Origin of the sequence: Amycolatopsis thailandensis (assembly GCF_002234405.1) — a bacterium.
Taxonomy (GTDB): Bacteria; Actinomycetota; Actinomycetes; order Mycobacteriales; family Pseudonocardiaceae; genus Amycolatopsis; species Amycolatopsis thailandensis.
Genome location: NZ_NMQT01000170.1, coordinates 1 through 23,957 on the forward strand (window position 1 = coordinate 1; position 23,957 = coordinate 23,957).

Annotated in this window: 25 protein-coding genes, 1 tRNA gene and 1 pseudogene; 10 read left to right on the plus strand and 17 right to left on the minus strand. The window is 68.2% G+C overall.

The annotated features are described in order from the left end of the window. Positions 1-530 (minus strand): class III extradiol ring-cleavage dioxygenase family protein (locus CFP71_RS38930; protein ID WP_143267245.1); only part of this gene is annotated, 530 nt, incomplete at its 3' end. A gap of 235 nt (positions 531-765) precedes the next feature. On the opposite strand from CFP71_RS38930, the gene CFP71_RS38935 reads away from it, so the two are divergent. Next, positions 766-2,079 (plus strand): DUF349 domain-containing protein, encoded by a 1,314-nt coding sequence (locus CFP71_RS38935; protein WP_093938901.1) that lies wholly within the window; start codon positions 766-768, stop codon positions 2,077-2,079. Between the two features lie 168 nt (positions 2,080-2,247). Beyond that, positions 2,248-2,718 (plus strand): hypothetical protein, encoded by a 471-nt coding sequence (locus tag CFP71_RS38940; RefSeq protein WP_093938902.1) that lies wholly within the window; start codon positions 2,248-2,250, stop codon positions 2,716-2,718. On the opposite strand, the gene CFP71_RS38945 is transcribed toward CFP71_RS38940, so the two are convergent. Together CFP71_RS38945 and miaB are read right to left on the minus strand one after the other, a co-directional pair. Next, entirely contained in the window at positions 2,715-3,188 is a 474-nt protein-coding gene (locus tag CFP71_RS38945; protein WP_093938903.1) for an Rv2732c family membrane protein, read from the minus strand. The two genes, CFP71_RS38940 and CFP71_RS38945, sit on opposite strands and share 4 nt — an antisense overlap. Then, positions 3,185-4,699 (minus strand): tRNA (N6-isopentenyl adenosine(37)-C2)-methylthiotransferase MiaB, encoded by a 1,515-nt coding sequence (miaB, locus tag CFP71_RS38950; RefSeq protein WP_208636139.1) that lies wholly within the window; start codon positions 4,697-4,699, stop codon positions 3,185-3,187. Before miaB ends, CFP71_RS38945 begins: the two co-directional genes overlap by 4 nt. Positions 4,700-4,715: 16 nt before the next feature. On the opposite strand from miaB, the gene CFP71_RS38955 reads away from it, so the two are divergent. After that, positions 4,716-5,627, plus strand: coding sequence for a TAXI family TRAP transporter solute-binding subunit (locus CFP71_RS38955; RefSeq protein WP_093938918.1), 912 nt, complete (start codon positions 4,716-4,718; stop codon positions 5,625-5,627). Here CFP71_RS38955 and CFP71_RS38960 read toward each other — a convergent pair. Together CFP71_RS38960 and CFP71_RS38965 are read right to left on the minus strand one after the other, a co-directional pair. Then, positions 5,617-7,029, minus strand: a complete 1,413-nt coding sequence (locus CFP71_RS38960; protein WP_093938904.1) for a sensor histidine kinase — start codon at positions 7,027-7,029, stop codon at positions 5,617-5,619. The genes CFP71_RS38955 and CFP71_RS38960 overlap by 11 nt on opposite strands. Positions 7,030-7,033: 4 nt before the next feature. Then, a complete protein-coding gene (locus tag CFP71_RS38965; protein WP_167406432.1) occupies positions 7,034-7,723 on the minus strand; it encodes a response regulator transcription factor in 690 nt (229 codons plus the stop codon). A 382-nt stretch (positions 7,724-8,105) separates the two neighbouring features. Here CFP71_RS38965 and CFP71_RS38970 point away from each other — a divergent pair, with 382 nt between their 5' ends. The 5 genes from CFP71_RS38970 (at position 8,106) to CFP71_RS38990 (ending at position 11,994) form a co-directional block, all read left to right on the plus strand. Beyond that, a complete protein-coding gene (locus CFP71_RS38970) occupies positions 8,106-8,834 on the plus strand; it encodes an amino acid ABC transporter ATP-binding protein (RefSeq protein ID WP_007029281.1) in 729 nt (242 codons plus the stop codon). A 55-nt stretch (positions 8,835-8,889) separates the two neighbouring features. Next, positions 8,890-9,744 carry a glutamate ABC transporter substrate-binding protein gene (locus CFP71_RS38975; protein ID WP_167406433.1) on the plus strand — a complete coding sequence of 285 codons (855 nt, stop codon included), beginning with the start codon at positions 8,890-8,892 and terminating at the stop codon, positions 9,742-9,744. 83 nt (positions 9,745-9,827) lie between these two features. Continuing rightward, on the plus strand, positions 9,828-10,523 hold the full coding sequence (locus CFP71_RS38980; RefSeq protein WP_208636138.1) for an amino acid ABC transporter permease: 696 nt from the start codon (positions 9,828-9,830) through the stop codon (positions 10,521-10,523). Beyond that, positions 10,520-11,425, plus strand: coding sequence for an amino acid ABC transporter permease (locus CFP71_RS38985; protein WP_093938906.1), 906 nt, complete (start codon positions 10,520-10,522; stop codon positions 11,423-11,425). Before CFP71_RS38980 ends, CFP71_RS38985 begins: the two co-directional genes overlap by 4 nt. A gap of 125 nt (positions 11,426-11,550) precedes the next feature. After that, positions 11,551-11,994, plus strand: coding sequence for a class I SAM-dependent methyltransferase (locus tag CFP71_RS38990; protein ID WP_093938907.1), 444 nt, complete (start codon positions 11,551-11,553; stop codon positions 11,992-11,994). 205 nt (positions 11,995-12,199) lie between these two features. Here CFP71_RS38990 and CFP71_RS38995 read toward each other — a convergent pair. From CFP71_RS38995 to CFP71_RS39015, 5 genes are all read right to left on the minus strand, one after another. Continuing rightward, positions 12,200-12,271 (minus strand) — tRNA-Arg (locus CFP71_RS38995). A gap of 617 nt (positions 12,272-12,888) precedes the next feature. Beyond that, complete coding sequence (locus CFP71_RS39000; RefSeq protein ID WP_005164720.1) at positions 12,889-13,641, minus strand: succinate dehydrogenase/fumarate reductase iron-sulfur subunit; 753 nt, start codon at positions 13,639-13,641, stop codon at positions 12,889-12,891. Continuing rightward, entirely contained in the window at positions 13,638-15,554 is a 1,917-nt protein-coding gene (locus tag CFP71_RS39005) for a fumarate reductase/succinate dehydrogenase flavoprotein subunit (protein ID WP_093938908.1), read from the minus strand. Before CFP71_RS39005 ends, CFP71_RS39000 begins: the two co-directional genes overlap by 4 nt. Before the next feature lie 54 nt (positions 15,555-15,608). Further along, positions 15,609-16,439 (minus strand): hypothetical protein, encoded by an 831-nt coding sequence (locus tag CFP71_RS39010; RefSeq protein ID WP_093938909.1) that lies wholly within the window; start codon positions 16,437-16,439, stop codon positions 15,609-15,611. Continuing rightward, positions 16,436-16,723, minus strand: a complete 288-nt coding sequence (locus CFP71_RS39015) for a hypothetical protein (protein ID WP_093938910.1) — start codon at positions 16,721-16,723, stop codon at positions 16,436-16,438. Before CFP71_RS39015 ends, CFP71_RS39010 begins: the two co-directional genes overlap by 4 nt. 264 nt (positions 16,724-16,987) lie before the next feature. Between CFP71_RS39015 and edd the strand changes: the two genes are divergently transcribed. Both edd and eda read left to right on the plus strand, forming a co-directional pair. Beyond that, positions 16,988-18,877: a phosphogluconate dehydratase gene (edd, locus tag CFP71_RS39020; protein ID WP_093938911.1), complete on the plus strand. Its 1,890-nt coding sequence runs from the start codon at positions 16,988-16,990 to the stop codon at positions 18,875-18,877. Beyond that, complete coding sequence (eda, locus tag CFP71_RS39025) at positions 18,874-19,494, plus strand: bifunctional 4-hydroxy-2-oxoglutarate aldolase/2-dehydro-3-deoxy-phosphogluconate aldolase (RefSeq protein WP_005164729.1); 621 nt, start codon at positions 18,874-18,876, stop codon at positions 19,492-19,494. The genes edd and eda overlap by 4 nt, the downstream gene beginning before the upstream one ends. Before the next feature lie 44 nt (positions 19,495-19,538). Here the strand turns inward: eda and CFP71_RS39030 are convergent, their stop codons facing one another. The 7 genes and pseudogenes from CFP71_RS39030 to CFP71_RS39060 form a co-directional block, all read right to left on the minus strand. After that, a complete protein-coding gene (locus CFP71_RS39030; protein WP_093938912.1) occupies positions 19,539-19,976 on the minus strand; it encodes a GNAT family N-acetyltransferase in 438 nt (145 codons plus the stop codon). An 85-nt stretch (positions 19,977-20,061) separates the two neighbouring features. After that, a complete protein-coding gene (locus CFP71_RS39035; RefSeq protein ID WP_093938913.1) occupies positions 20,062-20,502 on the minus strand; it encodes an iron chaperone in 441 nt (146 codons plus the stop codon). Positions 20,503-20,552: 50 nt separating this feature from the next. Beyond that, positions 20,553-21,176: a VOC family protein gene (locus CFP71_RS39040; protein ID WP_093938914.1), complete on the minus strand. Its 624-nt coding sequence runs from the start codon at positions 21,174-21,176 to the stop codon at positions 20,553-20,555. 311 nt (positions 21,177-21,487) lie between these two features. Continuing rightward, positions 21,488-22,015, minus strand: coding sequence for a regulatory protein RecX (locus tag CFP71_RS39045; RefSeq protein ID WP_208636140.1), 528 nt, complete (start codon positions 22,013-22,015; stop codon positions 21,488-21,490). Positions 22,016-22,200: 185 nt separating this feature from the next. Then, positions 22,201-23,241 (minus strand): recombinase RecA, encoded by a 1,041-nt coding sequence (gene recA, locus CFP71_RS39050; protein WP_005164741.1) that lies wholly within the window; start codon positions 23,239-23,241, stop codon positions 22,201-22,203. A 206-nt stretch (positions 23,242-23,447) separates the two neighbouring features. Then, a complete protein-coding gene (locus tag CFP71_RS39055) occupies positions 23,448-23,642 on the minus strand; it encodes a DUF3046 domain-containing protein (RefSeq protein WP_093938916.1) in 195 nt (64 codons plus the stop codon). A gap of 103 nt (positions 23,643-23,745) precedes the next feature. Beyond that, a pseudogene (locus tag CFP71_RS39060) lies at positions 23,746-23,957 on the minus strand (prolipoprotein diacylglyceryl transferase); the annotation flags it as partial.

A 23,957-nucleotide genomic window follows, 5' to 3' on the forward strand; every position in this document is an offset into this window, starting at 1 on the left:
GCGGCCAGCGCGCCGGTGTCGGCCTTGGCCAGCGCGTCGCGGATCCCGGCGTCGAAGCCCTCGGCGCGCTCGTCCTCGCCCCCGGGAGAACGCGGGCCGTGCCGGCTCGAACCGTCGCCCAGGACGAGCACAGCGGTGTGCTCCCCCAGCTCACGGGCGAACTGTTCGCACTGGCCGGGAGTGGACGCGGGGTCGACGAGGTGGACCCGGACGGAGGACGCGTCCGCCCTTTCGCGCAGCCATCCGGCCACGAGTGCGGGCAGTGGCAACTCGGTTTCGGGCGCTGTCACCCGGCTGAGTGAGACGCCGAGGTCGACGCCGAATCCCCGGAAAGTCCCGCTCGCGTGTTCGGGCACCTCGGGGGCGCCCGGGGCCGCGCCGACGACGACCCAGTCCGGGGAAGCGCTGGTCAGGCGCCGCGCGGCGGCGAGACAGGCTTCGCGCAGCTCGGCGCACTCGTCCGCCGCTCCGGCGGCCAGTTCGGGGATGAGCAGCGGGGGGTGCGGGAGCACGGCGACACGGCGGATCACGGCCGCCGACGTTACCTTCCCCGCCACCTACCGCCCGCAACCGACCGACACGGAGCGTCCACCGGAAGTAGGATCACTGCTCTCTGGTGATTCATCTGGTTCCACGGTGGACGCTGAGCTGCTTGAATGCCGCAAGGGGTTGATACCCCCGAAGCAAGACGGCAACGCATTACCCGGCCCCGTCGCTAGGCGGGGCGCCCGCGCCAGCGGGCGTACAGGCGATAAGGAGCCTGCGATGGCCCAGGAGAACACGTCCACCGGTACCCCGGCACCGCACCCGGTGCCCCACGCGCTCGGTGGCGGGCACGCCGCACCCCCCGTGCCGCCCGCCGAACCCAGCCCGTCCGCTTGGGGCAGGGTCGACGAAGAAGGAACGGTCTACGTCACCACGGCCGACGGTGAACGCGCGGTCGGTGTCTGGCAGGCGGGAAGCCCGGACGAGGGTCTGCTCCACTACGCGCGTCGCTTCGACGACCTGCGCACCGAGGTCGAGCTGCTGGAGACGCGGCTGGAGTCCGGCGCGGGCGACCCGAAGCACGCGCTGGCGACGGCCACGCAGCTGCGTGACGGCCTCGCCGAAGCCGCCGTCGTCGGCGACATCGCCGCGCTGAGCGGCCGTATCGAGCAGGTCATCGCCCACGCCGAGAAGGCGCTGGCCTCGGCCAAGCAGGAGCGTGAAGAGGCCCGCGCGGCCGCCGTCGTCCGCAAGCAGGCCCTCGCCGACGAGGCCGAGAAGCTCGCCGCCGAGTCGACCCAGTGGAAGGCCGCCGGCGACCGGCTGCGCGCCATCCTGGACGAGTGGAAGACCGTCAAGGGTGTCGACCGCAAGACAGACGACGAGCTGTGGAAGCGGTTCTCCAAGGCCCGTGAAGCGTTCAACCGGCGCCGCGGCTCGCACTTCGCCGAGCTCGACAAGCAGCGCGCGGGCGCCAAGCACCGCAAGGAAGAGCTGATCGCCGAGGCCGAATCGCTCTCGGAGTCCTCGGACTGGGGCGAGACGGCGGGCCGCTACAAGGACCTGATGACCGAGTGGAAGGCCGCCGGTCGCGCGCCCAAGGACAGCGACGAGGCGCTCTGGCAGCGCTTCCGCGCCGCGCAGGACAAGTTCTTCGCACGCCGGTCTTCGGTGTTCTCCGAGCGGGACGCCGAGTTCTCGGCCAACGCGCAGCAGAAGGAAGAGCTCCTCGTCGAGGCCGAGAAGATCGACCCGGCCGCGAACCTCGACGCGGCGAAGAACCACCTGCGCAAGATCCAGGAGCAGTGGGACGAGATCGGCAAGGTCCCGCGCGAGCGCATCCGCGAGCTGGACGGGCGGCTGAAGGCCGTGCAGGACGCGGTCAAGTCGGCCGAGGACAGCAAGTGGCGCCGGACCGACCCGGAGGCCCAGGCCAGGGCGGCGCAGTTCCGCGAGCGGGTCGAGCAGTTCGAGTCGCAGGCGGCGAAGGCCCGCGCGGCCGGTGACGAGCGGCGCGCGAAGAAGGCGGACGAGCAGGCCGCTCAGTGGCGTGAGTGGCTCGAAGCGGCTGAAGCGGCCATCGCGGACCGGTAGGCGTCCCCAAAGCGTGTCATGAGGGGTCCCCTTAAGACGAAATTCGTCTTAAGGGGACCCCTCATGACGTTTTGGCCAAGCGGACACGTCACTCCATTGTGGAGCGACGGCTAGCACCTTCGTGCGTATTCGGGCGCTCCCGGCGTCCCGCCGTGCTCCACTTCGAGCATGAACCACACGCCGATTTCACGGATCACCAAGACGTTCGCCGTCCTGGTGGCAGGGATCGTCCTGGCCGGGCTCGTCCCGGCGGCTCAGGCCGCCGCGGCTCCCGCGTCACCGGCCTCGTCCGAGCAGACGAGCGTCCACAAGAAGAAAAAGGTCAAACTCGAGGCGAAGGCCGACAAGAGCAAGGTCAAGGTCGGCGAGGAGACCAAACTCAAGGGCCGTCTCGACGTCATCGCCGACTCGGCGGACGGAGACGGCGACAGCGCCGACGCCCTGGAGCTCATCATCGTCCAGAAGCTCGTCGCGGGAGTCTGGGTCGACCTGAGCAACGGCTCGTGCAGGCCCAACGGAAGTTTCGTGCTCAGCCTGAGCTTCAGCGTCAAGGCCTCGCTCACGCTGAGGGTGTACCACCCGGAAACCGCGCTCTACGCCAGCGCGACGTCGAGCGTCTTCGGCGTCGTGGTCGTCTAGCTGCGCGAGAACGCGGCCCGCATCCAGTAGATGGCCAGCGCGACGGTGGCGAACCAGGCGAGGAGCAATCCGAAGCCCGGTCCGCCACCGGCCGCGCCGGTCGCGTGCGAGGACTGCTGGGACCAGATCGCGAGCATGCCGTCGACGGAGGCGAACCAGCCGCCCGCGGCGCAGACCCAGGCCAGCCACCAGCGCCGGGTCACCAGGGCCAGCGCGGAGGCGAACACGCCGACGCCGGTGGACGTCGCGGCGAACAGCTGCGGGATCCCGCCGCCCCGGCCGAGCAGCACCTCCCAGCCGGCGTGCTCGCCGACCCACGGCAGCAGCTGGGCGACCAGCAGCACGAACGCCAGCACGGCGATGGAGAAGCCACGCCTGCCCAGCTCGATCGTCTTGGCCGCGCGCTGGCCGACCTCGTCGATCTCGGCGGCGAGTTCGTCGATCTCGGGGTGGTTCTTCGGTTCGGTCACAGTGCGCACCCACTCACCGGTTCCGGCGTGACGGCGGGGGCGCCGAAGCCCGGCAAGCCCAGTGTCACGCCGTTGGTCTTCGGCCGGAGTCCGGCCTCGGAGTTGTCCCCAGCCTTGGTGCGCCGGTGCGACAGCAGATCGCCGTCGGCGACCAGGTGGTGCGGAGCGCCGTAGGTCACCACGGTCTCGACGACGTCGCCGGGCCGCACCGACCGGTCCACCAGGGATCCCGTCGGCGTGAAGTGGACGAGCCTGCCGTCGCGGGCGCGGCCGCTCATCCGCCGGGTCTCGGTGTCCTTGCGGCCCTCGCCGGAGGCGACCAGCAGCTCGACCCGCCGTCCGACGATCTTCTTGTTCTCGTCCCAGGAGATGTCGTTCTGCAGCTGGACGAGCCGTTCGTACCGCTCCTGCACGACCTCCTTCGGCAGCTGCCCGTCCATCTCGGCGGCGGGCGTGCCCGGCCGGATCGAGTACTGGAAGGTGAACGCGCTGGAGAACCGCGCCTGCGCGACGACGTCGAGCGTCGCCTGGAAGTCTTCCTCGGTCTCGCCGGGGAAGCCGACGATGATGTCGGTGGTGATCGCGGCGTCGGGCATCGACTCGCGTACGCGGTCGAGGATCTTGAGGTAGCGCGCCGAACGGTAGGACCGCTTCATCTCGCGCAGCACCCGGTCCGAGCCGGACTGCAGCGGCATATGCAGCTGATGGCACACGTTCGGCGTCTCGGCCATCGCGTCGATGACGTCGTCGGTGAACGCCGCCGGATGCGGCGAGGTGAAGCGCACGCGCTCCAGGCCCTCGACCGAACCGCAGGCCCGCAGGAGCTTGCCGAACGCGAGCCGGTCGCCGAATTCGACGCCGTAGGAGTTCACGTTCTGCCCGAGCAGGGTCACTTCGAGCACGCCTTCGGCGACGAGCGCCTCGACCTCGGCCAGGATCTCGCCGGGACGGCGGTCGCGCTCCTTGCCCCGCAGCGCCGGGACGATGCAGAAGGTGCAGGTGTTGTTGCAACCGACCGAAATCGACACCCAGCCCGCGTACGCCGAGTCGCGCTTCGCCGGAAGCGTCGAGGGGAAGGTCTCGAGCGATTCGAGGATCTCGACCTCGGCCTCGGCGTTGTGCCGTGCGCGTTCCAGCAGCGTCGGCAGCGCGCCGATGTTGTGCGTGCCGAACACGACGTCGACCCAGGGCGCGCGCTTGACGATCTCGCCGCGGTCCTTCTGGGCGAGGCAGCCGCCGACGGCGATCTGCATGCCCGGCTTCTCGGTCTTCTGCGGCCGGATGTGCCCCAGCGTGCCGTACAGCTTGTTGTCCGCGTTCTCCCGCACCGCGCAGGTGTTGAACACGATCAGGTCGGGTGTGGCCTCGCCGTCACCCGGAACGTAGCCGGCGTCCTCGAGCTGCCCGGCAAGACGTTCGGAGTCATGCACGTTCATCTGGCAGCCGAAGGTGCGGATCTGGTAAGTGCGCGCGCTCATCTCGCCTTCGAGGGTACGCGGGCGGGGTTCCATGGCACGATCGACCCTCATGAGGAGACCAGGGGTACTCGCGGTGGTGATCGCCGTCGTCTGCGCCCTGGTCACGGGGTGCGGGCCGGATCTGTCCGGGACGAAGGTGCGGATCGCGGCCGGGCTCAACGGCGGCGTCTACGACAAACTCGCCGAAGCGCTGGCCGACGCGTGGGCCACGCAGCTGGACACCGATCGGCCGGAGATCCAGGAGACGCACGGCTCCCCGGACAACATCGACCGGGTGCGCGCGGGGAAGGCCGACGTCGCGTTCGTGGCCGCCGACGTCGCCGCCGCGAAGAGCGCCGGGCTGGCGGCGCTGGCCCGGGTGCACGACGACTACCTGCACGTCATCGTCCGAGCGGACTCGCCGGTCAAGTCGTTCGCCCAGCTCCGCGGGCTCAAGGTCGCGATCGGCTCACCGGACTCCGGCGTCGAGTTCCTGTCCAAACAGTTGCTGGCGGCGTCCGGGCTCACCGGCGCGATCGACCGGCGGAACCTGGGGATCGACGAAGCGCTGCCCGCGCTGAAGGACCGGCAGATCGACGCCGTCATCTGGTCCGGCGGGGTGCCGACGCCGTCGATCACGGAAGCCGTCCAGACGTTCGGCGTGCGGTTGCTCGACATCACCGACCTCGCGGACGCCCTGCGCGCCTCCAGCCCGGTGTACCGGACGGCGACCATCCCGGTGACCGCCTACAACCTTCCGTCGCCGGTGACCACGCTCGTGCTGCCGAACTTCCTGGTGGTGCCGACGTCGATGGGCGACGACGTCGCCGAGGCACTGGTGCGCGGGTTGTTCGACGCGCGGGATCAGCTGGTGAAGGCGGCCGGGGCGGCGCTGTCGATCGACGTCCATCCCGCCATCGAGACCTCTCCCCTGCCGCTGCATCCCGGCGCGCTGCGGTACTTCCGGTCACTCAAGGATTAACACCGCTAGCGGCGACCGGGAGGGTCACGGTCACTTCGAGGCCGCCGCCCTCGGGTGACCCCAGCCGCAGCGAGCCGTCCGAGCGGACCATGATCTCGGTGACGATCGCCAGGCCGAGGCCGGATCCGGGCACGTTCTGGTGCGCGGTGCTGCGCCAGAACCGGTCCGCCGCGCGGTCGAGTTCGTCGTCGCGGAGGCCGGGCCCGTGGTCGCGGACGGCGATCTCCACCTTCCCTGCCACGACGCTGACGGCGACCCGTACCTCCGTGCCCGGTTCGGTGAACTTGAGCGCGTTGTCCAGCAGCGCGTCGAGCACCACTTCGAGGCCGCGCGCGGGCGTGAGCACCCGCAGTCCGCCGCCCAGCCCCGTCGCGACCAGCGAGATGTCGCGCGCCGCGCCGACCACGGTCCAGTCGGCGACCCGGGCGCCCACCACCTCGTCGAGACCGACCGGCACCAGTTCGCCACCCGAGGCCTCGGCGCGGGCCAGGGAAAGGAGTTCGTCGAGGATCTGGTTGAGCCGCTTGGCGTCGACGACGGCGGCTTCGAGGTCGGCCGCGGCCAGGTCGTCGTCGACGTGTCCGTCGAGGTTGCCGAGCCGGATCTTCAACGCCGTCAGCGGGTTCCTCAGCTGGTGGGAGGCGTCGGCGACGAACGCGCGCTGCGCCGAAAGCGCCTCGTCGACGCTGGCGGCCATCCGGTCGAAGGACCGTTCGAGCTGACGCAGTTCCGGCGGGCCGCCGGATTCCTCCACCCGCTTCACCTCACGCCCGCTGACCACGGCGGCGACCAGGGCGCCGGTGGCGTCGTCGAGCCGCCGGACCGGGCGCAGGATCCAGCGCACCACCGGCACCGCGACCAGCAGCGCGAACCCGAAGGCCAGCACCGCGCCCGCCGCGATGAGCAGCCACCACCACAGCAGATCGGCGCGGGCCTTGCCGGTCGAGGAGACGGTGATCACCGCGCCCCGCACCTCACCGTCGATCAGGATCGGCTCGGCCAGCACCAGCGGTTCGGTGTTCCACGGCATCAGCAGCGGCCCGGGCTCGGAACGCCGTCCCGCCAGCGCCTCCTGGAGATGCGAGGCGACGACGGGGTCCTTGAGGTCCATCCCGATCGCCTCGCCGGGTCCCCGGGTCACGGGCTCGCCGTCCTGGTCGGCGATCGCCACCGGGACCCCGTAGACCTCGGTGTAGCGGCGGAGCTCGTCCACGATCAGGTCCGGCCGGTTCTCCACCAGCGGCCGCTGGGCCAGCGACGCGAACCGGGAGGTGTCGGTGAGCCGGTCGAGGAAGAGGTCGAGCTGCACGCTGGCCGCCACGCTGAGCGCGAGCGGGATGCCGAGGCCGAAGACGAGCGCCGCGACCAGTGTCAGCACGATCGCCTGGAGCCGGACCCGCACCGGCTCAGCCCTCTTCGGCCGGGCCGTAGGCGCCGCCGAGGCGGTAGCCGACGCCGCGGACGGTCTCGATCAGCGCGGGCCTGCCCAGTTTGGTCCGCAGGGTGGCGACGTGGACGTCGAGCGAGCGGCTCTCCGCCGGTCCCCGGTGCCCCCAGACCTCGGTCAGCACGTGGTCACGGGCGCAGACCGCGCCGCGGGCGGTGACCACCAGCGCGAGCACCTGGAACTCCTTGCGGGACAACGAAACCGGCCGGCCCTCGACCTGCACCTCGTGGCGCCCGATATCCACCGAGACATCACCCGCCCGGATGACACCCGGCGGTTCGGGCGCGGCGGGCCGTTCACCGCGGCGACGGCGCACGGCCTCGACCCTGGCGACGAGTTCGTCGACGTCGTAGGGCTTCACCAGGTAATCGTCGGCGCCGGAGCGCAGGCCCTGGATCCGGTCGTCGACCTCGCCCCGCGCCGAAACGACGATCACCGCGACGTCGCTGACCGCGCGGATCCGGCGGCACAGCACGATCCCGTCGATGTCGGGCAACCCCAGGTCGAGCAGGATCACGTCGACCTCGTGCACCAGATCGAGCACCCCGGCGCCGGAGGCGAGGCGTTTGATCGTCAGGCCGCGCCGGGCCAGCGCGGGCGTCAAGGCCCCCGCCACCCGGTCGTCGTCCTCCACCAGCAGTACCCGCACCCGTGTTTCCCTTTCGCGCCGTCCCCGCACCGCGACGACTTTGAAGAACGACTCTATGGGGTGAGTCACCCCTCGCGCTGACCGTCCGGCCTTGTGAGGGTTCCGTCGCAGGCGGTAATGGTCACGATGCGTCACAGATCTTGTGTGACCCCGGTTACGGGGCACCCCCGCCTTGTCTAGGCTGATCAGCGCCGGACGGCGGCGGATCGGGCCGTCCGGTGGCTTGAGAACGATACGGACTTGAAACCCTAAGTATTGGTCAAGCCGCCTTTACAAGCGGTCCGACGGGAGTAGGTTTCCGCCATCGCGTGGTGCCTGACCCCGCAGTCCCCTGCAAACGAACGCTCCTGGAGGCCAGATGACCGCGGAGGTGGCGGCGCCGATGATCAAGGCGGCCGCCGTGAACAAGTACTTCGGCGACCTGCACGTGCTCAAGGAGATCAACCTCGAGGTGCCGCGTGGGCAGGTCGTGGTCGTGCTCGGGCCGTCCGGGTCTGGCAAGTCGACACTGTGCCGGGCGATCAACCGGCTGGAACCCATCAACTCCGGCGAGATCGCGGTGGACGGCGTTCCGCTGCCCGCCGAGGGGAAGGCGCTGGCCGCGCTGCGCGCCGACGTCGGCATGGTGTTCCAGTCGTTCAACCTGTTCGCGCACAAGACGATCGTCGAGAACGTCATGCTCGCGCCGATGAAGGTCCGCAAGGTCAACTCGGCCGAAGCCCGCAAGACCGCGATGGACCTGCTCGAACGCGTCGGCATCGCCAACCAGGCCGACAAGTACCCCGCGCAGCTTTCCGGCGGGCAGCAGCAGCGCGTGGCGATCGCCCGCGCGCTGGCCATGCGCCCCAAGGTGATGCTGTTCGACGAGCCGACCTCGGCGCTGGACCCGGAAATGGTCCAGGAGGTCCTCGACGTGATGACCACGCTCGCGAAGGACGGGATGACGATGCTCGTCGTCACCCACGAGATGGGCTTCGCGCGGCGCGCGGCGAACCGGGTGGTGTTCATGTCCGACGGCGAGATCGTCGAGGACTCCACCCCGGACGACTTCTTCACCAAGCCGAAGACGGACCGTGCCAAGGACTTCCTCGGCAAGATCCTGACCCACTGAGGACTTCCCCGCCGGCCGGTATGGCTGGACAAGATTCGGAAGGAAACTGAGAAGAATGCGGTTGAACCGAGTTCTGCGAATGAGCGCGGCCGTCGTGGCTGCCGGTCTCGCCCTCACCGCCTGCGGTGGCGGCGGGTCCGACACCGGCAGCGGCTCCGGCGCCAAGAACGTGGTGGCGAAGGCCAAGAACGACAAGAAGCTGACCATCGGCATCAAGTTCGACCAGCCCGGCCTCGGCCAGAAGCAGTCGGACGGCAGCTACGCCGGGTTCGACGTCGACGTGGCGAAGTACATCGCCAAGGAGCTCGGCGTCGAAGAGTCGGGGATCACCTGGAAGGAAGCGCAGTCCGCGCAGCGCGAGGACCTGATCAAGAAGGGTGAGGTCGACTTCATCGTCGCCACCTACTCGATCACCGACAAGCGCAAGAACGAGGTCTCCTTCGCGGGCCCGTACTTCATCGCCCACCAGGACCTGCTGGTCCAGGCGGACAACACCGACATCACCGGCCCCGAGTCGCTGACCGGCAACAAGAAGCTCTGCTCGGTCAAGGGTTCGACCCCGGCGCAGAACGTCAAGGAAAAGTACGCCAAGGAAGTTCAGCTCCAGGAAGTCGGCAAGTACACCGACTGCGTCACCTCGCTGCTCAACAAGACCGTCGACGCGATGACCACCGACGACGTGATCCTCGCCGGCTACGCCTCGCAGCAGCCCGGCAAGCTGAAGCTGGTCGGCAAGGGCTTCACCGACGAGAAGTACGGTGTCGGCCTGAAGAAGGACGACAACGAGAGCATCACCGCGATCAACAACGCGATCAAGAAGATGCAGCAGGACGGTGCCTGGAAGGCCGCTCTGGAGAAGAACGTCGGCCCGTCGGGCTACAAGATCCCGGAGCCCCCGGCCATCTCGTGAACAGGCTCCCCTGAGCCGCTGAACTGAAGGAATCGAACGGTGCGCCGTGTACCGCGGCGCACCGTTCCCATACCGAGGCTGGGTTGAGCACCTTGTTCGATTTCCTCGACAATCCCAATTACGACTTGCTCGGCGCCTTCTGGATGACGATCAAGCTGACCTTCTTCTCCGCCATCGGTTCCCTGATCTGGGGGACGATCCTGGTGGGGATGCGCGTCAGCCCGGTTCCGATCATGCGGGCGTTCGGCACCGCCTACGTCAACATCTTCCGGAACACCCCGCTGACGGTGATCATCGTCTTCACGTCGCTGGGACTGTCCTCCACCCTGGGGATCAACCTGGCCTCGAAGGATTCGACGACGTCGTTGGAGGACAACTTCTTCCGGCTCGCGATCCTCGGTTTCGTCGCCTACACCGCGACGTTCGTCTGTGAATCGCTGCGGTCGGGTATCAACACCGTGCCCGTCGGCCAGGCCGAAGCGGCCCGCGCGCTGGGCCTCGGCTTCTTCCAGGTGCTGACGCTGATCGTGCTGCCGCAGGCGTTCCGGTCGGTGATCGCACCGCTGACCAACGTGATGATCGCGTTGCTGAAGAACACCACGGTCGCCTCGATCATCGGTGTGGCCGAAGCGTCGCTGCTGATGTCGGAGATGGTGGAGAACGAGTCCGACTCGCTGCTCCTGGTCTTCCTCCTGTTCGCCGCCGGGTTCGTCGTCCTGGTCCTCCCCCTCGGCCTGCTGCTGGGCTGGGTCGCCAAGAAGGTCGAGGTCAAGCGATGAGCACGCAGACCGTTCTGTACGACATCCCCGGCCCCAAGGCACGGGCGCGCAACTGGCTCTACACCGTGCTTTTCGTGCTCGTCCTGGCGCTGGTGGTCTATTACGTCTACGCCGGCTTCGACGAGAAGGGCCAGTGGGCGGGCGCGCTCTGGAAGCCCTTCATCGACGGTGCGACGTGGACGCAGTTCCTGCTTCCCGGCCTGCTCAACACGCTGAAGGCGGCCGGGCTTTCGATCGTGATCGCGCTGCCGATCGGGGCGTTGCTGGGCATCGGCCGCCTGTCGGAGCACAAGTGGGTCCGGCTGCCGGTCGGCTGGATCGTCGAGTTCTTCCGCGCCATCCCGGTGCTGCTGCTGATGGTCTTCGCGGCGGCCTTCTACGCGTACTACACCGGAATCGACTCCGAGATCCGTCCGCTCTTCGCCGCGGTCACCGGTCTGGTGCTCTACAACGGCTCGGTCCTGGCCGAGGTGTTCCGGGCGGGCATCCTGTCGCTGCCGAAGGGGCAGGCGGAGGCGTCGTCCGCGCTGGGCATGCGCAAGACCCAGACGATGATCAACGTCCTGCTCCCGCAGGCCGTCACGCTGATGCTGCCCGCACTGGTCAGCCAGCTGGTCGTCATCCTGAAGGACACCGCGCTGGCCGGTCAGCTGACCATCGGCTTCGATGAACTGATCCGCGGCTCGGGTCCGCTCACCGGTCTCTACGGGAACACGATCCCGACGCTGATCGTCGTCGCGATCATCTTCATCGTGCTGAACCTGCTCCTGACCCAGTTCGCTCGCTGGCTGGAGAACAAGCTGGCCCGGCGGAAGAAGGCCCCCAAGGGCGCCAAGCCGATGCACGACGCACCCGCGTCCGTCGTCGACGCCACCGACCTCAACACCGGTCGGGCTGTCTAGCTCCATAGAAGTACATGAAGGCCCCCTTCCTTGCGCCTAGGTACAGGAAGGGGGCCTTCATGTACTCCGGGATACGGCCTCTTGGTCCTGTCGGGACAGCGGTCCGGTCGACTAGCGTCGGCCGTATGGCGGACCAGGCCGCGACGCTGCTCGAAGCGCTGCCGGACCTGGCGGGCAGGTCGGTCCTGGTCGTCGGGTGCGGCGATGGCCGCTTTCCCCGGCTGTTCCGCGGCGGAGGCGCTCGCCGGGTCGTCGGGGTCGACGCGGCCCAGACACTGATCGCCGTCGCGCAACGCGAAGAGGAACGCGACCCCGTCGGGATCTCTTACGAGGTCCACCAGCTCGCCCGGCTGCCGGTGATGGGCGCCTTCGACGTCGTCGTGGCCTTCCTGGACTCCCCCGGCCATCTCGACCGGGTCGCCGCGAGCCTGGTGGCGGGCGGACAGCTCGTGGTCGTCGCCACGAACGGGCTCACCCTGGAAGAAGCCCTGCGGGACAACGGTTTCCAGGACATCGTGCTGCATCGCCACGAAAGCGGCGACGTGCACAGCGCCCGCAAGGCGTCCTGAGTCGCGCACCCTGGTGTCGAGCCAGGCTGGCCGGGGCTATGAATCCCGGCCGGTCGCCGGACCGTGCGCGTCTGGCGGTGTGAACCGCACGGAGCCCACACCGCCGCACCGGTACGACGGAACAGGTTTCCCCGCCGTGCCGGGGGTTTGGCCTGGAACACGCCTTCGGCGCACACTGCGCGCCGAAGGCGTTTCGTTCCAGAAGTACCCCTGCCAGGAATCGAACCTGGACCCCGGCGTTCGTAGCGCCGCACTCTTTCCGTTGAGCTACAAGGGTTCACGAAAAAGCCGCCCGGTTCGGTTTCCCGAAGGGCGGCTCCGTTGTCTGCGACGTCGTTCTAAGACGACGGCGGGGAGCCGTTCTTTTCCAGCATGCCGAAGCGAGCCGGACAGGCGTCGGCGCACTCGCGTCGCCACGTCATGTTCGTCATTCGGCCTCCTCGGTGGGTGTCTGCGCCCATCTTCCGTGACCACCCGATCGTGGTCAATTTCTTTTCCTTTCACATGACATGGCTGCCCGCGATAACGGTGCTGCGAGCACGGGCCAAAGTCCGTGAAGGCCTCCTTGCCTACCCTGAAGGTAGTGAAGGAGGCCTTCACTACTTCCCAAATACTCGTGAGTGGTACGGCCGGTTCTCTTGAGGGGTAAGGCAAAGGTGGCGTGCGCCTGGCCTGCCCCACCTGCCGGTTCCGGGGTGTCGCGAAAGCCACGTTCGCAACGCTCAACGTTGCGAACGTGGCTTTCGCAACACCTCCGAGCCGCTGCCACCCACGACTCCCGCAAAACCCGCAATACCCGAGGCGAAGGGCCTGAGCACCGTTCCGCGAAGGCCTCCTTGAGGGACCTGGAGTCCCTCAAGGAGGCCTTCACGGACCACTCACGAGACCGCCCGGCTACTTGTCCCGCCGGAACAGCTTGTTCCCCAGCCACACGATGGGGTCGTACTTCCGGTCCGCGACGCGTTCCTTCATCGGGATCAGCGCGTTGTCGGTGATGTGGATGCCCTCCGGGCACACGTCCGAGCAGCACTTGGTGATGTTGCAGTACCCGAGCCCGTGCTCCTCCTGCGCCTCGTCACGCCGGTCGGCGACGTCGAGGGGGTGCATTTCGAGTTCGGCGATCCGCATCAGGTACCGGGGCCCGGCGAAGGCCTCCTTGTTCTCCTCGTGGTCGCGCACCACGTGGCAGGTGTTCTGGCACAGGAAGCATTCGATGCACTTGCGGAACTCCTGCGAGCGCTCGACGTCGACCTGCTGCATCCGGTACTCCCCCGGCTTCAGCTCCGGCGGCGGCGTGAACGACGGGATCTCCCTGGCCTTGGTGTAGTTGAACGACACGTCGGTCACCAGGTCGCGGATCACCGGGAACGTCCGCATCGGCGTCACGGTGATGACCTCGTCCTCGGTGAAGGTCGACATCCGGGTCATGCACAGCAGCCGCGGTTTGCCGTTGATCTCCGCCGAGCACGAACCGCATTTGCCCGCCTTGCAGTTCCACCGCACCGCCAGATCCGACGCCTGCGTGGCCTGCAGCCGGTGGATGATGTCGAGGACGACCTCTCCCTCGTTGACCTCGACGCTGTAGTCCTGCAGCTCACCGGAATCGGCGTCACCGCGCCAGACCCGGAAACTCGCCTTGTAGCTCATACCTGGCTCCCGGGGTGCGACGTCAGTTCTTCGTCGGTGTAGTACTTCCCGAGCTCGGACAGTTCGAACAGCTCCAGCAGGTCCTGCCGCAACGGGAGCTGCGCCTTGACCTCGATGCCGATGTCCGGCACCACCGGGTTCTCGCCCGGCGTGGCCGAGCAGACCAGGAGTTTGTTGCGCCACTGGGAATCCATGCCCGGATGGTCGTCCCGCGTGTGCCCGCCCCGGCTTTCGGTCCTGGTGAGCGCGGCCCTGGCGACGCATTCGCTGACGATCAGCATGTTCCGCAGGTCGACGGCGAGGTGCCAGCCGGGGTTGAACTGCCGGTGCCCTTCGACGGTCACCCGCTTGATCCGCTCGCGCAGCTCCCCGAGCTTCTCCAGCGCCCGCTCGATCTCCTCCGACTTGCGGATGATGCCGACCAGGTCGTTCATCGACTGCTGGAGTTCGGTGTGCAGGCTGTACGGGTTCTCCTCGACGCCGTCGCCCGGCGGGTCGAACGGGGCGAGCGCCATCGCGGCGGCGGCGTCCACATCGGACTGACTCACCTTGGGGCGATCCTTCAGCTCCGCGACGTACGACGCGGCGCCGAGTCCCGCCCGGCGGCCGAAGACGAGCAGATCCGAAAGCGAGTTGCCGCCGAGCCGGTTCGACCCGTGCATCCCGCCCGAGCATTCACCGGCGGCGAACAGCCCCGGCACGCTCGACGACGCGGTGTCCGGGTCGACCTCGATCCCGCCCATCACGTAGTGACAGGTGGGGCCGACCTCCATCGGTTCCTTGGTGATGTCGACGTCGGCGAGTTCCTTGAACTGGTGGTACATCGACGGCAGCCGTTTGCGGATCTCCTCCGCGGGCAGCCTGCTGGCGATGTCGAGGAAGACCCCGCCGTGCGGCGATCCCCGGCCGGCCTTGACCTCGGAGTTGATCGCGCGCGCCACCTCGTCACGCGGCAGCAGGTCCGGGGTTCGCCGGTTCTTCTCCTGATCGGTGTACCAGCGGTCGGCCTCTTCCTCGCTGTCCGCGTACTGCCCCTTGAACACGTCGGGGACGTACTCGAACATGAACCGCTTGTCCTCGGTGTTCTTGAGGACACCGCCGTCGCCACGGACGCCTTCGGTGACGAGGATCCCCTTCACGCTCGGCGGCCAGACCATGCCCGTCGGGTGGAACTGGACGAACTCCATGTTGATGAGCGTCGCCCCGGCCCGCAGCGCCAGCGCGTGCCCGTCACCGGTGTACTCCCACGAGTTCGACGTGACCTTGAACGACTTCCCGATGCCGCCGGTGGCCAGCACCACCGCCGGCGTCTCGAACAGGATGAACCGGCCGCTCTCGCGCCAGTAGCCGAAGGCGCCCGAGATCCGGCCGTCCTCGGTCAGCAGCTCGGTGATCGTGCATTCGGCGAAGACCTTGATCCTCGCCTCGTAATCGCCGGTCTCCTTGAAGTCCTCTTGTTGCAGCGAAACGATTTTCTGCTGCATCGTGCGGATCAGTTCGAGCCCGGTGCGGTCGCCGACGTGCGCCAGCCGCGGGTACGTGTGCCCGCCGAAGTTGCGCTGGCTGATCCGGCCGTCGGCGGTGCGGTCGAACAGCGCGCCGTAGGTCTCCAGTTCCCAGACCCGGTCCGGCGCCTCCCTGGCGTGGAGTTCGGCCATCCGCCAGTTGTTGAGGAACTTCCCGCCACGCATGGTGTCGCGGAAATGCACCTGCCAGTTGTCGTTCGAGTTCGCGTTGCCCATCGACGCCGCGCAGCCGCCTTCGGCCATCACCGTATGCGCCTTGCCGAACAGGGATTTGCACACCACCGCGACGCTGAAACCGCGTTCACGGGCTTCGATGACCGCGCGGAGGCCGGCACCGCCGGCACCGATCACCACCACGTCGTAGTTGAGCCGTTCGACCTCGGTCATGAAAAGAGCCACCTCAAAGCTTCGTCGCCGGGGGGACGGGAGAATCCCGCGCCGCTAGTTGATGAACCGCAGATCCGAAATCGCGCCACTGGCCACGAGCATCACGTAGAGGTCGGTCAGCACGAGCGTGCCGAGCGTCGTCCACGCCAGCGCCATGTGGCGGGTGTTGAGTTTCGTGATCTGGGTCCAGATCCAGTAGCGGACCGGATGTTTGGAGAAGTGCTTGAGCCTGCCGCCGGTCACGTGCCGGCACGAATGGCACGACAACGTGTACGCCCACAACAGGATCACGTTGCCGGTCAGCACGATGTTGCCGAGCCCGAACCCGAACCCGCCGTCGCTGCCGTGGAACGCGGTGATCGCGTCGTAGGTGTTGATCAGCGAGACGACCACGGCCACGTAGAAGAAGTAGCGGTGGACGTTCTGGATGATCAGCGGCAGCCGGGTCTCCCCGGTGTACTTCGCGTGCGGTTCCGCGACCGCGCACGCGGGCGGCGAGAACCAGACGGCCCGGTAGTAGGCCTTGCGGTAGTAGTAGCAGGTCAGCCGGAAGCCCAGCAGGAACGGCAGGACGAGGAAGCCGAGCGGGATGAAGCCCGGCAGTTCGCCGAACCAGGCCCCGAAATGCCGGGAGCCCTCGACGCAGGATTCCGAGACGCAGGGCGAATAGAACGGCGTCAGGTAGTGGTACTCGGGCACCCAGTACGCGGTGCGCACGAAGGCCCGGATGGTCGCGTAAACGATGAAGGCGGAGAGGCCGAGGACGGTCAGCAGCGGGGACAGCCACCACCGGTCGGTGCGCAGCGTTTTCTCGGCGATCCGGGCCCGCGACGGTGCGCGGACCCCCGTACCCCGTCCGGCTCCCTGGCCGGCGGGGGCGCTCACCGCTGGTCGCGCTTGTAGCCGCCGACGCCTTCGTCATCGGCGCCGTGCCAGAGCGCCGGGTCGTACGGCGTGTCGGGCACGGGGACGCGTTCGGTGGACTTCGCCTGCGCGGGGACCGCGTGCGGGGTCGTGTCCAGATCCGTCGCGTCGATGTCGAGCCGCTCCACGTCGTTCGCCAGGCGCCGTACCGCCGACGCGTCGCCGTATCGGGATCGCAGCGCGCCGACGCACTGCCTCAGCTGACCGATGGCTCGCCGAAGCTCGGCGATCTCTGTGGTGGACATCGGTACCTCCCGATGGTCGGTTCGGTTGGCCGCTTGAGCCTTCGAAGGCAAGCGATTCCTCGCCGTCTCGACTCTGCCGCGCGTTGTGCAATGTGACAAGTAGCACAGTAGAACCTAGGGGCGTGACGGAGATCACGCGAGTCGATCTTCTGTATCGATTTTGATTCGGGCTTTCCCCTGGGTTACTGTGGCCACTGTCACGACCCAGCGACGTCAGCGTTGCCGTCCCGCGGACCACCACGACCAGTGATCCGGAGCCGGACAATGAGCACCGCCCCGAACGTCCACCCCATCATCGCCGAAGTCACCGAGCGCGTCGCCGCCCGCAGCGCCGAGACCCGCGCCGCGTACCTCGAGCGCGTCGCCGCCGCCCACGAGGAAGGGCCGGTCCGGCGCGGACTCGATTGCAGCAACCTCGCCCACGGCTTCGCCGCCATGGAAGGTGTCGACAAAGCGGCACTGCGCGCCGCGCGGGCACCGGGCGTCGCGATCGTCTCGTCCTACAACGACATGCTTTCGGCGCATCAGCCGATGCAGGAGTACCCCGCGATGCTGAAGGGGTCGGTCCGCCAGGCGGGCGGCGTGGCCCAGTTCGCCGGCGGCGTGCCCGCGATGTGCGACGGCGTCACGCAGGGCCGTCCGGGGATGGAGCTGTCGCTGTTCAGCCGCGAGGTGATCGCGATGTCGACCGCGATCGCGCTCTCCCACGACATGTTCGACGCGGCGCTGCTGCTCGGCGTCTGCGACAAGATCGTCCCCGGCCTGCTGATCGGGGCGCTGTCGTTCGGGCATCTCCCGGCGATCCTGGTGCCCGCCGGGCCGATGAACTCGGGCCTGCCGAACAAGGAGAAGGCGCGCGTGCGCCAGCTCTACGCCGAGGGCAAAGCGACCCGCGAAGACCTGCTGGACGCCGAAGCGGCTTCGTACCACTCGGCGGGAACGTGCACGTTCTACGGCACGGCCAACTCGAACCAGATGGTCGTCGAGGTGATGGGCCTGCACCTGCCGGGCGCCAGCTTCGTACAGCCGAACTCGCCCCTGCGGCGTGTCCTCACCGAAGAGGCCGGGCGCCGCGTCGTGAAGCTCTCGCGAGGCGAGGAGTACACGCCGATCTCGCGGGTGATCGACGAGAAGGCCGTCGTCAACGGCGTCATCGCGCTGCTCGCCACGGGCGGCTCGACCAACCACACGATGCACCTCGTCGCGATCGCCGCGGCCGCGGGCATCCAGCTGACCTGGGACGACTTCTCCGATCTGTCGTCGGTGATCCCGCTGCTGGCCCGCGTGTACCCGAACGGCAGCGCGGACATCAACCACTTCCACGCCGCCGGGGGCATCCAGTTCCTGGTCGGCACGCTGCTCGACGCGGGCCTACTGCACGAAGACGTGCGGACCGTCGCCGGGCCGGGGCTGCACCGCTACCGGCAGGAGCCGATCCTCTCCGAGGGCGAACTGGTCTGGCGTGACGTCCCGACGCGCAGCCTCGACGAAGACGTCCTGCGTCCCGTGTGGCGTCCGTTCGCTTCCGACGGCGGGCTGCGGATGGTCGCGGGCAACCTCGGCCGCGCGGTGATCAAGGTGTCGGCGGTGGCCCCGGAGCACCGGATCGTCCAAGCCCCGGCGCGGGTGTTCACCGACCAGAAGTCCTTCAAGGACGCTTTCGAAGCCGGCGAACTCGACCGCGACGTCGTCGTGGTCATCCGGCAGCAGGGCCCGCAGGCGAACGGGATGCCGGAACTGCACGGGCTCACCCCGGCGCTCGGCGTGCTGATGGACCGCGGGCACCAGGTGGCGTTGCTCACCGACGGCCGCATGTCCGGCGCGTCCGGCAAGATCCCGGCGGCGATCCAGGTGACCCCGGAAGCCGCGGCGGGCGGCCCGATCGCGCGGATCGCCGACGGCGACGTCATCCGTCTCGACGCCAAAGCCGGGACGCTGGACGTTCTCGTGGGTGATGAAGAACTCGCCCGCCGTGAACTGGTGGACTCCCCTCCTTCGGAGGCATCCTGGACCGGCACCGGCCGGGAGCTGTTCGCGGCGCTGCGCCGCGCGGTCGGTCCCGCCGATCAGGGCGCGAGCGTGTTCGGACCGCTCACGCCGGAACACTTCGGCGCTCCGGCGCACACGTTGAACCCTGTGGAGGTAACCCAGTGACCACCGGCGCCGACCTGCTCGGCCTGTCCCCCGTGATGCCCGTCGTCGTGCTCGACGACGCCGCCGACGCGGTGCCCACCGCGCGGGCGCTGCTCGCGGGCGGCATCGGCGTGATCGAGCTGACCCTGCGCACCCCGGCGGCACTCGCCTCCATCGAGCGCATCGCCGCGGAGGTCCCGGAGATCGTCATCGGCGCCGGGACCGTCACCGCGCCCGAACACGCCAAGCAGGCCGCCGACGCGGGCGCGAAGTTCCTGGTCACGCCGGGCTGCACCGACTCGGTGCTGGACGCCGCGTTCGACACCGGCCTGCCGTTCCTGCCGGGCGCGAGCACGGTGTCCGAGGCGATGCGGCTGGCCGAGCGCGGCCTGACCGCCCTGAAGTTCTTCCCCGCCGAGGCCAGCGGCGGGGTGGCGTACCTGAAGTCGATCGGCGGTCCGCTGCCCGGGCTGCGGTTCTGCCCGACCGGCGGGATCACCGTGAAGACCGCGCCGGACTACCTCGCACTGTCCAATGTGGGCTGCATCGGTGGTTCGTGGCTGACGCCGAAGGACGCCTTGGCGGCCAAGGACTTCGGGAAGATCGAGGCTTTCGCGGCCGAGGCGTCGAAGCTCTGATCCTGTTTGTGAAGGCCACCTTCTCGGAGGTGGCCTTCACTGTTTCAGAGCGGGAGCTGGTACTGGATGAAACCCCGGTTGACCGCGACCCGGTCGTACAGGCGGCGCGCGGTGGCGTTGGATTCCTTGGTGTGCCAGTAAACGCGGCCGCAGTCCCGGTCGCGCGCCCAGTCCGCGACCGCCTCGATCAGTGCCCGTGCGACACCCTTGCCCCGAGATTCCGGTGCGGTGAACAGATCCTGCAGGTAACAGACGTCGGTGAGCGCGGAAGTGCTGGGATGCACCAGGAAGTGCACGATCCCGACGAGCTCGCCGTCCGCCTGGGCCCCGAGCGCGTGCATCCGCTCCCCCGTGCGGAATTCGTGCCAGGCGCGGTCGTAGACCTCCTGGGGCGCGACACGTTCGTAGAAGGCGATGTACGCGCGGAACAGCTTTTGCCAGGCTTCGCGGTCTTCGGACTTCAGCGGCTCGATGGTGATCATGTGGTCCTCCCAGTGATCACCCGAGCCTAAGGTTCCTCTGCCGTCCCGCGTGTGGCCACTCACGCGGTAAAGCGCATTGCCACTCTCAGCTGACGGCCTGCTTCACCAAAGCGGTGACGCGCTTCTTCACCGCGGGAGTGGCCGCGGTCAACGCGAAGGCCGTCGCCCACATCGCGCCGTCGTCCAACCGGGCCTCTTCGTTGAAACCGAGGGTCGCGTAGCGAGTCTTGAATTTGGCCGCCGCCTGGAAGAAGCAGACGATCTTGCCGTCCAGTGCGTACGCGGGCTGTCCGTACCAGAGCTTCGGCGCGAGCATCGGAGCGTTCGCCTTCACGACGGCGTGGACCATCTCGGCCAGCACCCGGTCCTCGTCGGCCATCTCGGCGATCTTCGCGACCACGTCCTGCTCCGCCGCCATCGCTTTGTCGGCGGCCGAACTACGGCGCGCGGCCTTCTTCATGTCCTGGGCGTGTTCCTTCATCGCGGCCTTCTCTTCGGCCGAGAATCCTTCGTAGGTGGTGCTCATGGTGTTTTCTCCTTGATAAGCGGCGAGCGGGGGCATCCGGAAGTGGCACATCAGGACTGGGCGGCGAGAGTGGAGGTCTCCCAGGCGAATCCGTCCGGGTCGGTGAACGGGGCGGGGCCGCAGATGGCGATACGGTGCGAGCCGGTGCCCTCCGGGGCGACGCCGGCGTCCTTGGCCAGGGCCTTGCGCCGGTACAGCGCCAGCTTGACCGGGTCCGACCCGGACTCGAACTCGACGTACATGCGGCCGAAGCTCTTCCCGACGGTGAGGCCGTGCTCGGTGTAGAACTTCTTGCTCGCGGCCACGTCGGCGACCCCCAGCAGCAGGACGATGTCGTCGATCTCGCGGGTGGCCGGGCCGGTGTTCTTCTTCGCCGAGGTGGCGATCTTCCAGATCGCGCCGTCCGGGGCCCGGACGGTGCCGCCGTAACCCCACATCGACTTCGTGGCGGGCTTGATCACGGTCGCGCCGGCCGCGAGGGCGGCGTCGACGAGCGCGTCGACGTTGGCGGGCTGGGAAACCGTGAGCGAGAGGGTGTAGCCGCGGAAGCCTGTCGAAGGCTCCTGCGAGGCGCGCAGGCGCAGCTGGGAGTCGAGCCCGAAGGCGGTGGAGTAGAAGCGTCCGGCGGCCTCGGTGTCGGCCACTTCGAGGGTGATGGCGTCGATGAAGTTCATGCCGGTAACGCTATTTCTCAGCGGGCGCCTGGTGCTTCTTGATTCCTGATCGGTCGCATCAGTACTGGTCAGGACACTGTGGATGCGTGGTGAGGCCGGTTCTGACAGCGGGCGAGGCAAACGCGCCTGCCGAGTCGGTCAGGGCGGTCGTGAGTGGTAAGCGACGTTCTAACGACACTTACCACTCACGACCCACCCGGCCGACTCGGTCCCGCCGCTCTCACTCCCTTGAAGTACATGAAGGCCCCCTTCCTCGCGTCAGGCGCAAGGAAGGGGGCCTTCGTGTACTTCAGGAAAGTCTGGAGGGAAACTCAGTCGAGGGCGGCGTCGTCCAGGAGTGCCGATTCGGCGCCGAACTCGCGGAGTTCGTCGCGGATCACGGTGTAGGCCAGCCCTTGGGGATAGCCCTTGCGGGCGAGGAAGCCCAGCAAGCGGCGGATCGCCGTCTGCTCGTCGACGTTGCCCAAGGAGCGCATGCGCTTCCGTACCAGCTCTCGGGCGCGTTGCTCCTCTGCCTCTCGGTCCACCTCGTCGGCGGCCTGGACGGCGATATCCCCATCGATTCCTTTGCGTTTGAGTTCGGCGACGAGCGCGTTCCGCGCCAAACCCATGTTGGCATGACGGGAACGAACCCACATCTCGGCGAACTCGGCGTCGTTGATGAGCCCTGCCTGGTCCAGCTTACCGAGCAGGGTCTCCGTCGTCTCCTCGTCGAAGCCCTTGCGTTTGAGGGCTTGACGCAGTTCATCCGTGGAGCGCGGGCGCGCGGCCAGGAGATCGAAGCAGATCTCCTTGGCCTTCTTCCTCCGCTCGTCCGGCGGCAGCTCCGCCGGATCCACCTTGGGCGCTCGCATTTTCAGCTATCACTCCAGTCGAACAGTGACGTCATCCCCTGAAGCAACCGCACTTGGGGGGTCAGGGGGCTTGCCCCCTGGCGGGGGTCCGGGGCTCGCCCCCCCAGGAGGCACGGCAGAGGGATCCGGCGAGCGCTCTTCGCGAGCACACCTCACCCGATCCCGTCGCCTCAGAAGTCGACCGGCGCGGGGGCGGCTTCGGCGTCGACGGCGGCACCGATGCCGAGCTTCTCCTTGATGCGCTTCTCGATCTCGTTGGCGATGTCCGGGTTGTCCAGCAGGAACTTGCGGGCGTTCTCCTTGCCCTGGCCCAGCTGGTCGCCTTCGTAGGTGTACCAGGCGCCGGACTTGCGCAGGATGCCCTGGTCGACACCCATGTCGATCAACGAGCCCTCGCGGGAGACACCCTTGCCGTAGAGGATGTCGAACTCGGCCTGCTTGAAGGGCGGCGCGACCTTGTTCTTCACGACCTTGACGCGGGTGCGGTTACCGACGGGCTCGCCGCCGTCCTTCAGCGTCTCGATCCGGCGGACGTCCAGGCGGACCGACGCGTAGAACTTCAGCGCCTTACCACCGGTCGTGGTCTCCGGGGAGCCGAACATGACGCCGATCTTCTCGCGCAGCTGGTTGATGAAGATCGCGGTGGTGCCGGAGTTGTTCATCGCGCCGGTCATCTTCCGCAGCGCCTGGCTCATCAGCCGGGCCTGGAGGCCGACGTGGTTGTCACCCATCTCGCCCTCGATCTCGGCGCGCGGCACGAGCGCGGCGACCGAGTCGATGACCAGGATGTCGAGCGCGCCGGAGCGGATCAGCATGTCCGCGATCTCGAGCGCCTGCTCACCGGTGTCCGGCTGGGAGACCAGCAGCGCGTCGGTGTCGACGCCGAGCTTCTTGGCGTACTCCGGGTCCAGCGCGTGCTCCGCGTCGATGAACGCGGCGATGCCGCCGTTCTTCTGCGCGTTGGCGACCGCGTGCAGCGCGACGGTGGTCTTACCGGAGGACTCCGGACCGTAGATCTCGATGACCCGGCCGCGGGGCAGGCCGCCGATCCCGAGCGCGACGTCGAGGGCGATGGCGCCGGTGGGGATGACCTCGATCGGCGCGCGGCCCTCTTCGCCCAGGCGCATGACCGAGCCCTTGCCGTACTGCTTGTCGATCTGGGCGAGGGCCAGTTCGAGCGCCTTGTCCTTGTCGGGTGCTGCTGGTGCCATGGAGTCCACCTCGTTGGTTGAGCCGGGTAGGGCTTGTTCTGTTCTGAGCTGTCGGGTCCGACGCTACGGGCGACCACCGACAGTTCCAGGCCTCGCGCCCAAGCTGTGGATCGCTGACCCCGTTGTGGACAACACCATAGACGAACACGTGTTCGAGGCCGTGGCCGACACGCCGTTGCGCTAGGGTTCTTGCCCTTCTTCCGAGGTCAGCGCCTCTCCGGCGGGACTTCGAAGGCGTCGCAGACCGCCCGCCAGACGTCCTTGGCCGAGGTTCCCGAGTCGAGGGCCTGTTCGACGGTCCGGCCCCCGAGTTCGCCGAAGACGTGATCCCTGGAGAGGGTTTCCGCACGTCCGGGACCGAATTCGTCGGCCATCAGCCGCCGGAAGACCGTGATACGCATCGAGCGGAGTCTAGCCCGCTCTCCGCTCAAGTCCGTGAAGGCCTCCTTGAGGGACTCTGGGTCCCTCAAGGAGGCCTTCACGGACTTGCGCTGCTAGAAAGCGCTACTTTTCGGCGTCGGGCTTCGGGTCCTCGGTCGCCTTGTCCGCGGCCGAGTCCCGGACGGTGTCCGGAGCCGCCGCGACTTCCGCGTGCGCCTCTTCCTTGGGCGTCTCGCCGTCGGCCGCGGCCTTCGCCTCGCCATCGGCGGACTCGCCGGATTCCCCGGGCTCGCCTTCCCGGGGGACGCCCTTGCTCCACAGCGTTTCCGGCGCTT

Excerpts from the sequence above, each read along its gene's own strand:
- CFP71_RS38970 (WP_007029281.1), top strand. The coding sequence starts at position 8,106 with ATGATCAAGGCGGCCGCCGTGAACAAGTACTTCGGCGACCTGCACGTG.
- CFP71_RS39035 (WP_093938913.1), bottom strand. The coding sequence starts at position 20,502 with ATGAGCACCACCTACGAAGGATTCTCGGCCGAAGAGAAGGCCGCGATG.
- recA (WP_005164741.1), bottom strand. The coding sequence starts at position 23,241 with ATGGCACCAGCAGCACCCGACAAGGACAAGGCGCTCGAACTGGCCCTC.
- CFP71_RS38975 (WP_167406433.1), top strand. The coding sequence starts at position 8,890 with ATGCGGTTGAACCGAGTTCTGCGAATGAGCGCGGCCGTCGTGGCTGCC.
- CFP71_RS39015 (WP_093938910.1), bottom strand. The coding sequence starts at position 16,723 with ATGTCCACCACAGAGATCGCCGAGCTTCGGCGAGCCATCGGTCAGCTG.
- CFP71_RS39005 (WP_093938908.1), bottom strand. The coding sequence starts at position 15,554 with ATGACCGAGGTCGAACGGCTCAACTACGACGTGGTGGTGATCGGTGCC.
- CFP71_RS39040 (WP_093938914.1), bottom strand. The coding sequence starts at position 21,176 with ATGAACTTCATCGACGCCATCACCCTCGAAGTGGCCGACACCGAGGCC.
- CFP71_RS39030 (WP_093938912.1), bottom strand. The coding sequence starts at position 19,976 with ATGATCACCATCGAGCCGCTGAAGTCCGAAGACCGCGAAGCCTGGCAA.
- miaB (WP_208636139.1), bottom strand. The coding sequence starts at position 4,699 with ATGGAACCCCGCCCGCGTACCCTCGAAGGCGAGATGAGCGCGCGCACT.
- CFP71_RS38940 (WP_093938902.1), top strand. The coding sequence starts at position 2,248 with ATGAACCACACGCCGATTTCACGGATCACCAAGACGTTCGCCGTCCTG.
- CFP71_RS38955 (WP_093938918.1), top strand. The coding sequence starts at position 4,716 with ATGAGGAGACCAGGGGTACTCGCGGTGGTGATCGCCGTCGTCTGCGCC.
- edd (WP_093938911.1), top strand. The coding sequence starts at position 16,988 with ATGAGCACCGCCCCGAACGTCCACCCCATCATCGCCGAAGTCACCGAG.
- CFP71_RS39055 (WP_093938916.1), bottom strand. The coding sequence starts at position 23,642 with ATGCGTATCACGGTCTTCCGGCGGCTGATGGCCGACGAATTCGGTCCC.
- CFP71_RS39000 (WP_005164720.1), bottom strand. The coding sequence starts at position 13,641 with ATGAGCTACAAGGCGAGTTTCCGGGTCTGGCGCGGTGACGCCGATTCC.
- CFP71_RS38935 (WP_093938901.1), top strand. The coding sequence starts at position 766 with ATGGCCCAGGAGAACACGTCCACCGGTACCCCGGCACCGCACCCGGTG.
- CFP71_RS38985 (WP_093938906.1), top strand. The coding sequence starts at position 10,520 with ATGAGCACGCAGACCGTTCTGTACGACATCCCCGGCCCCAAGGCACGG.
- CFP71_RS38990 (WP_093938907.1), top strand. The coding sequence starts at position 11,551 with ATGGCGGACCAGGCCGCGACGCTGCTCGAAGCGCTGCCGGACCTGGCG.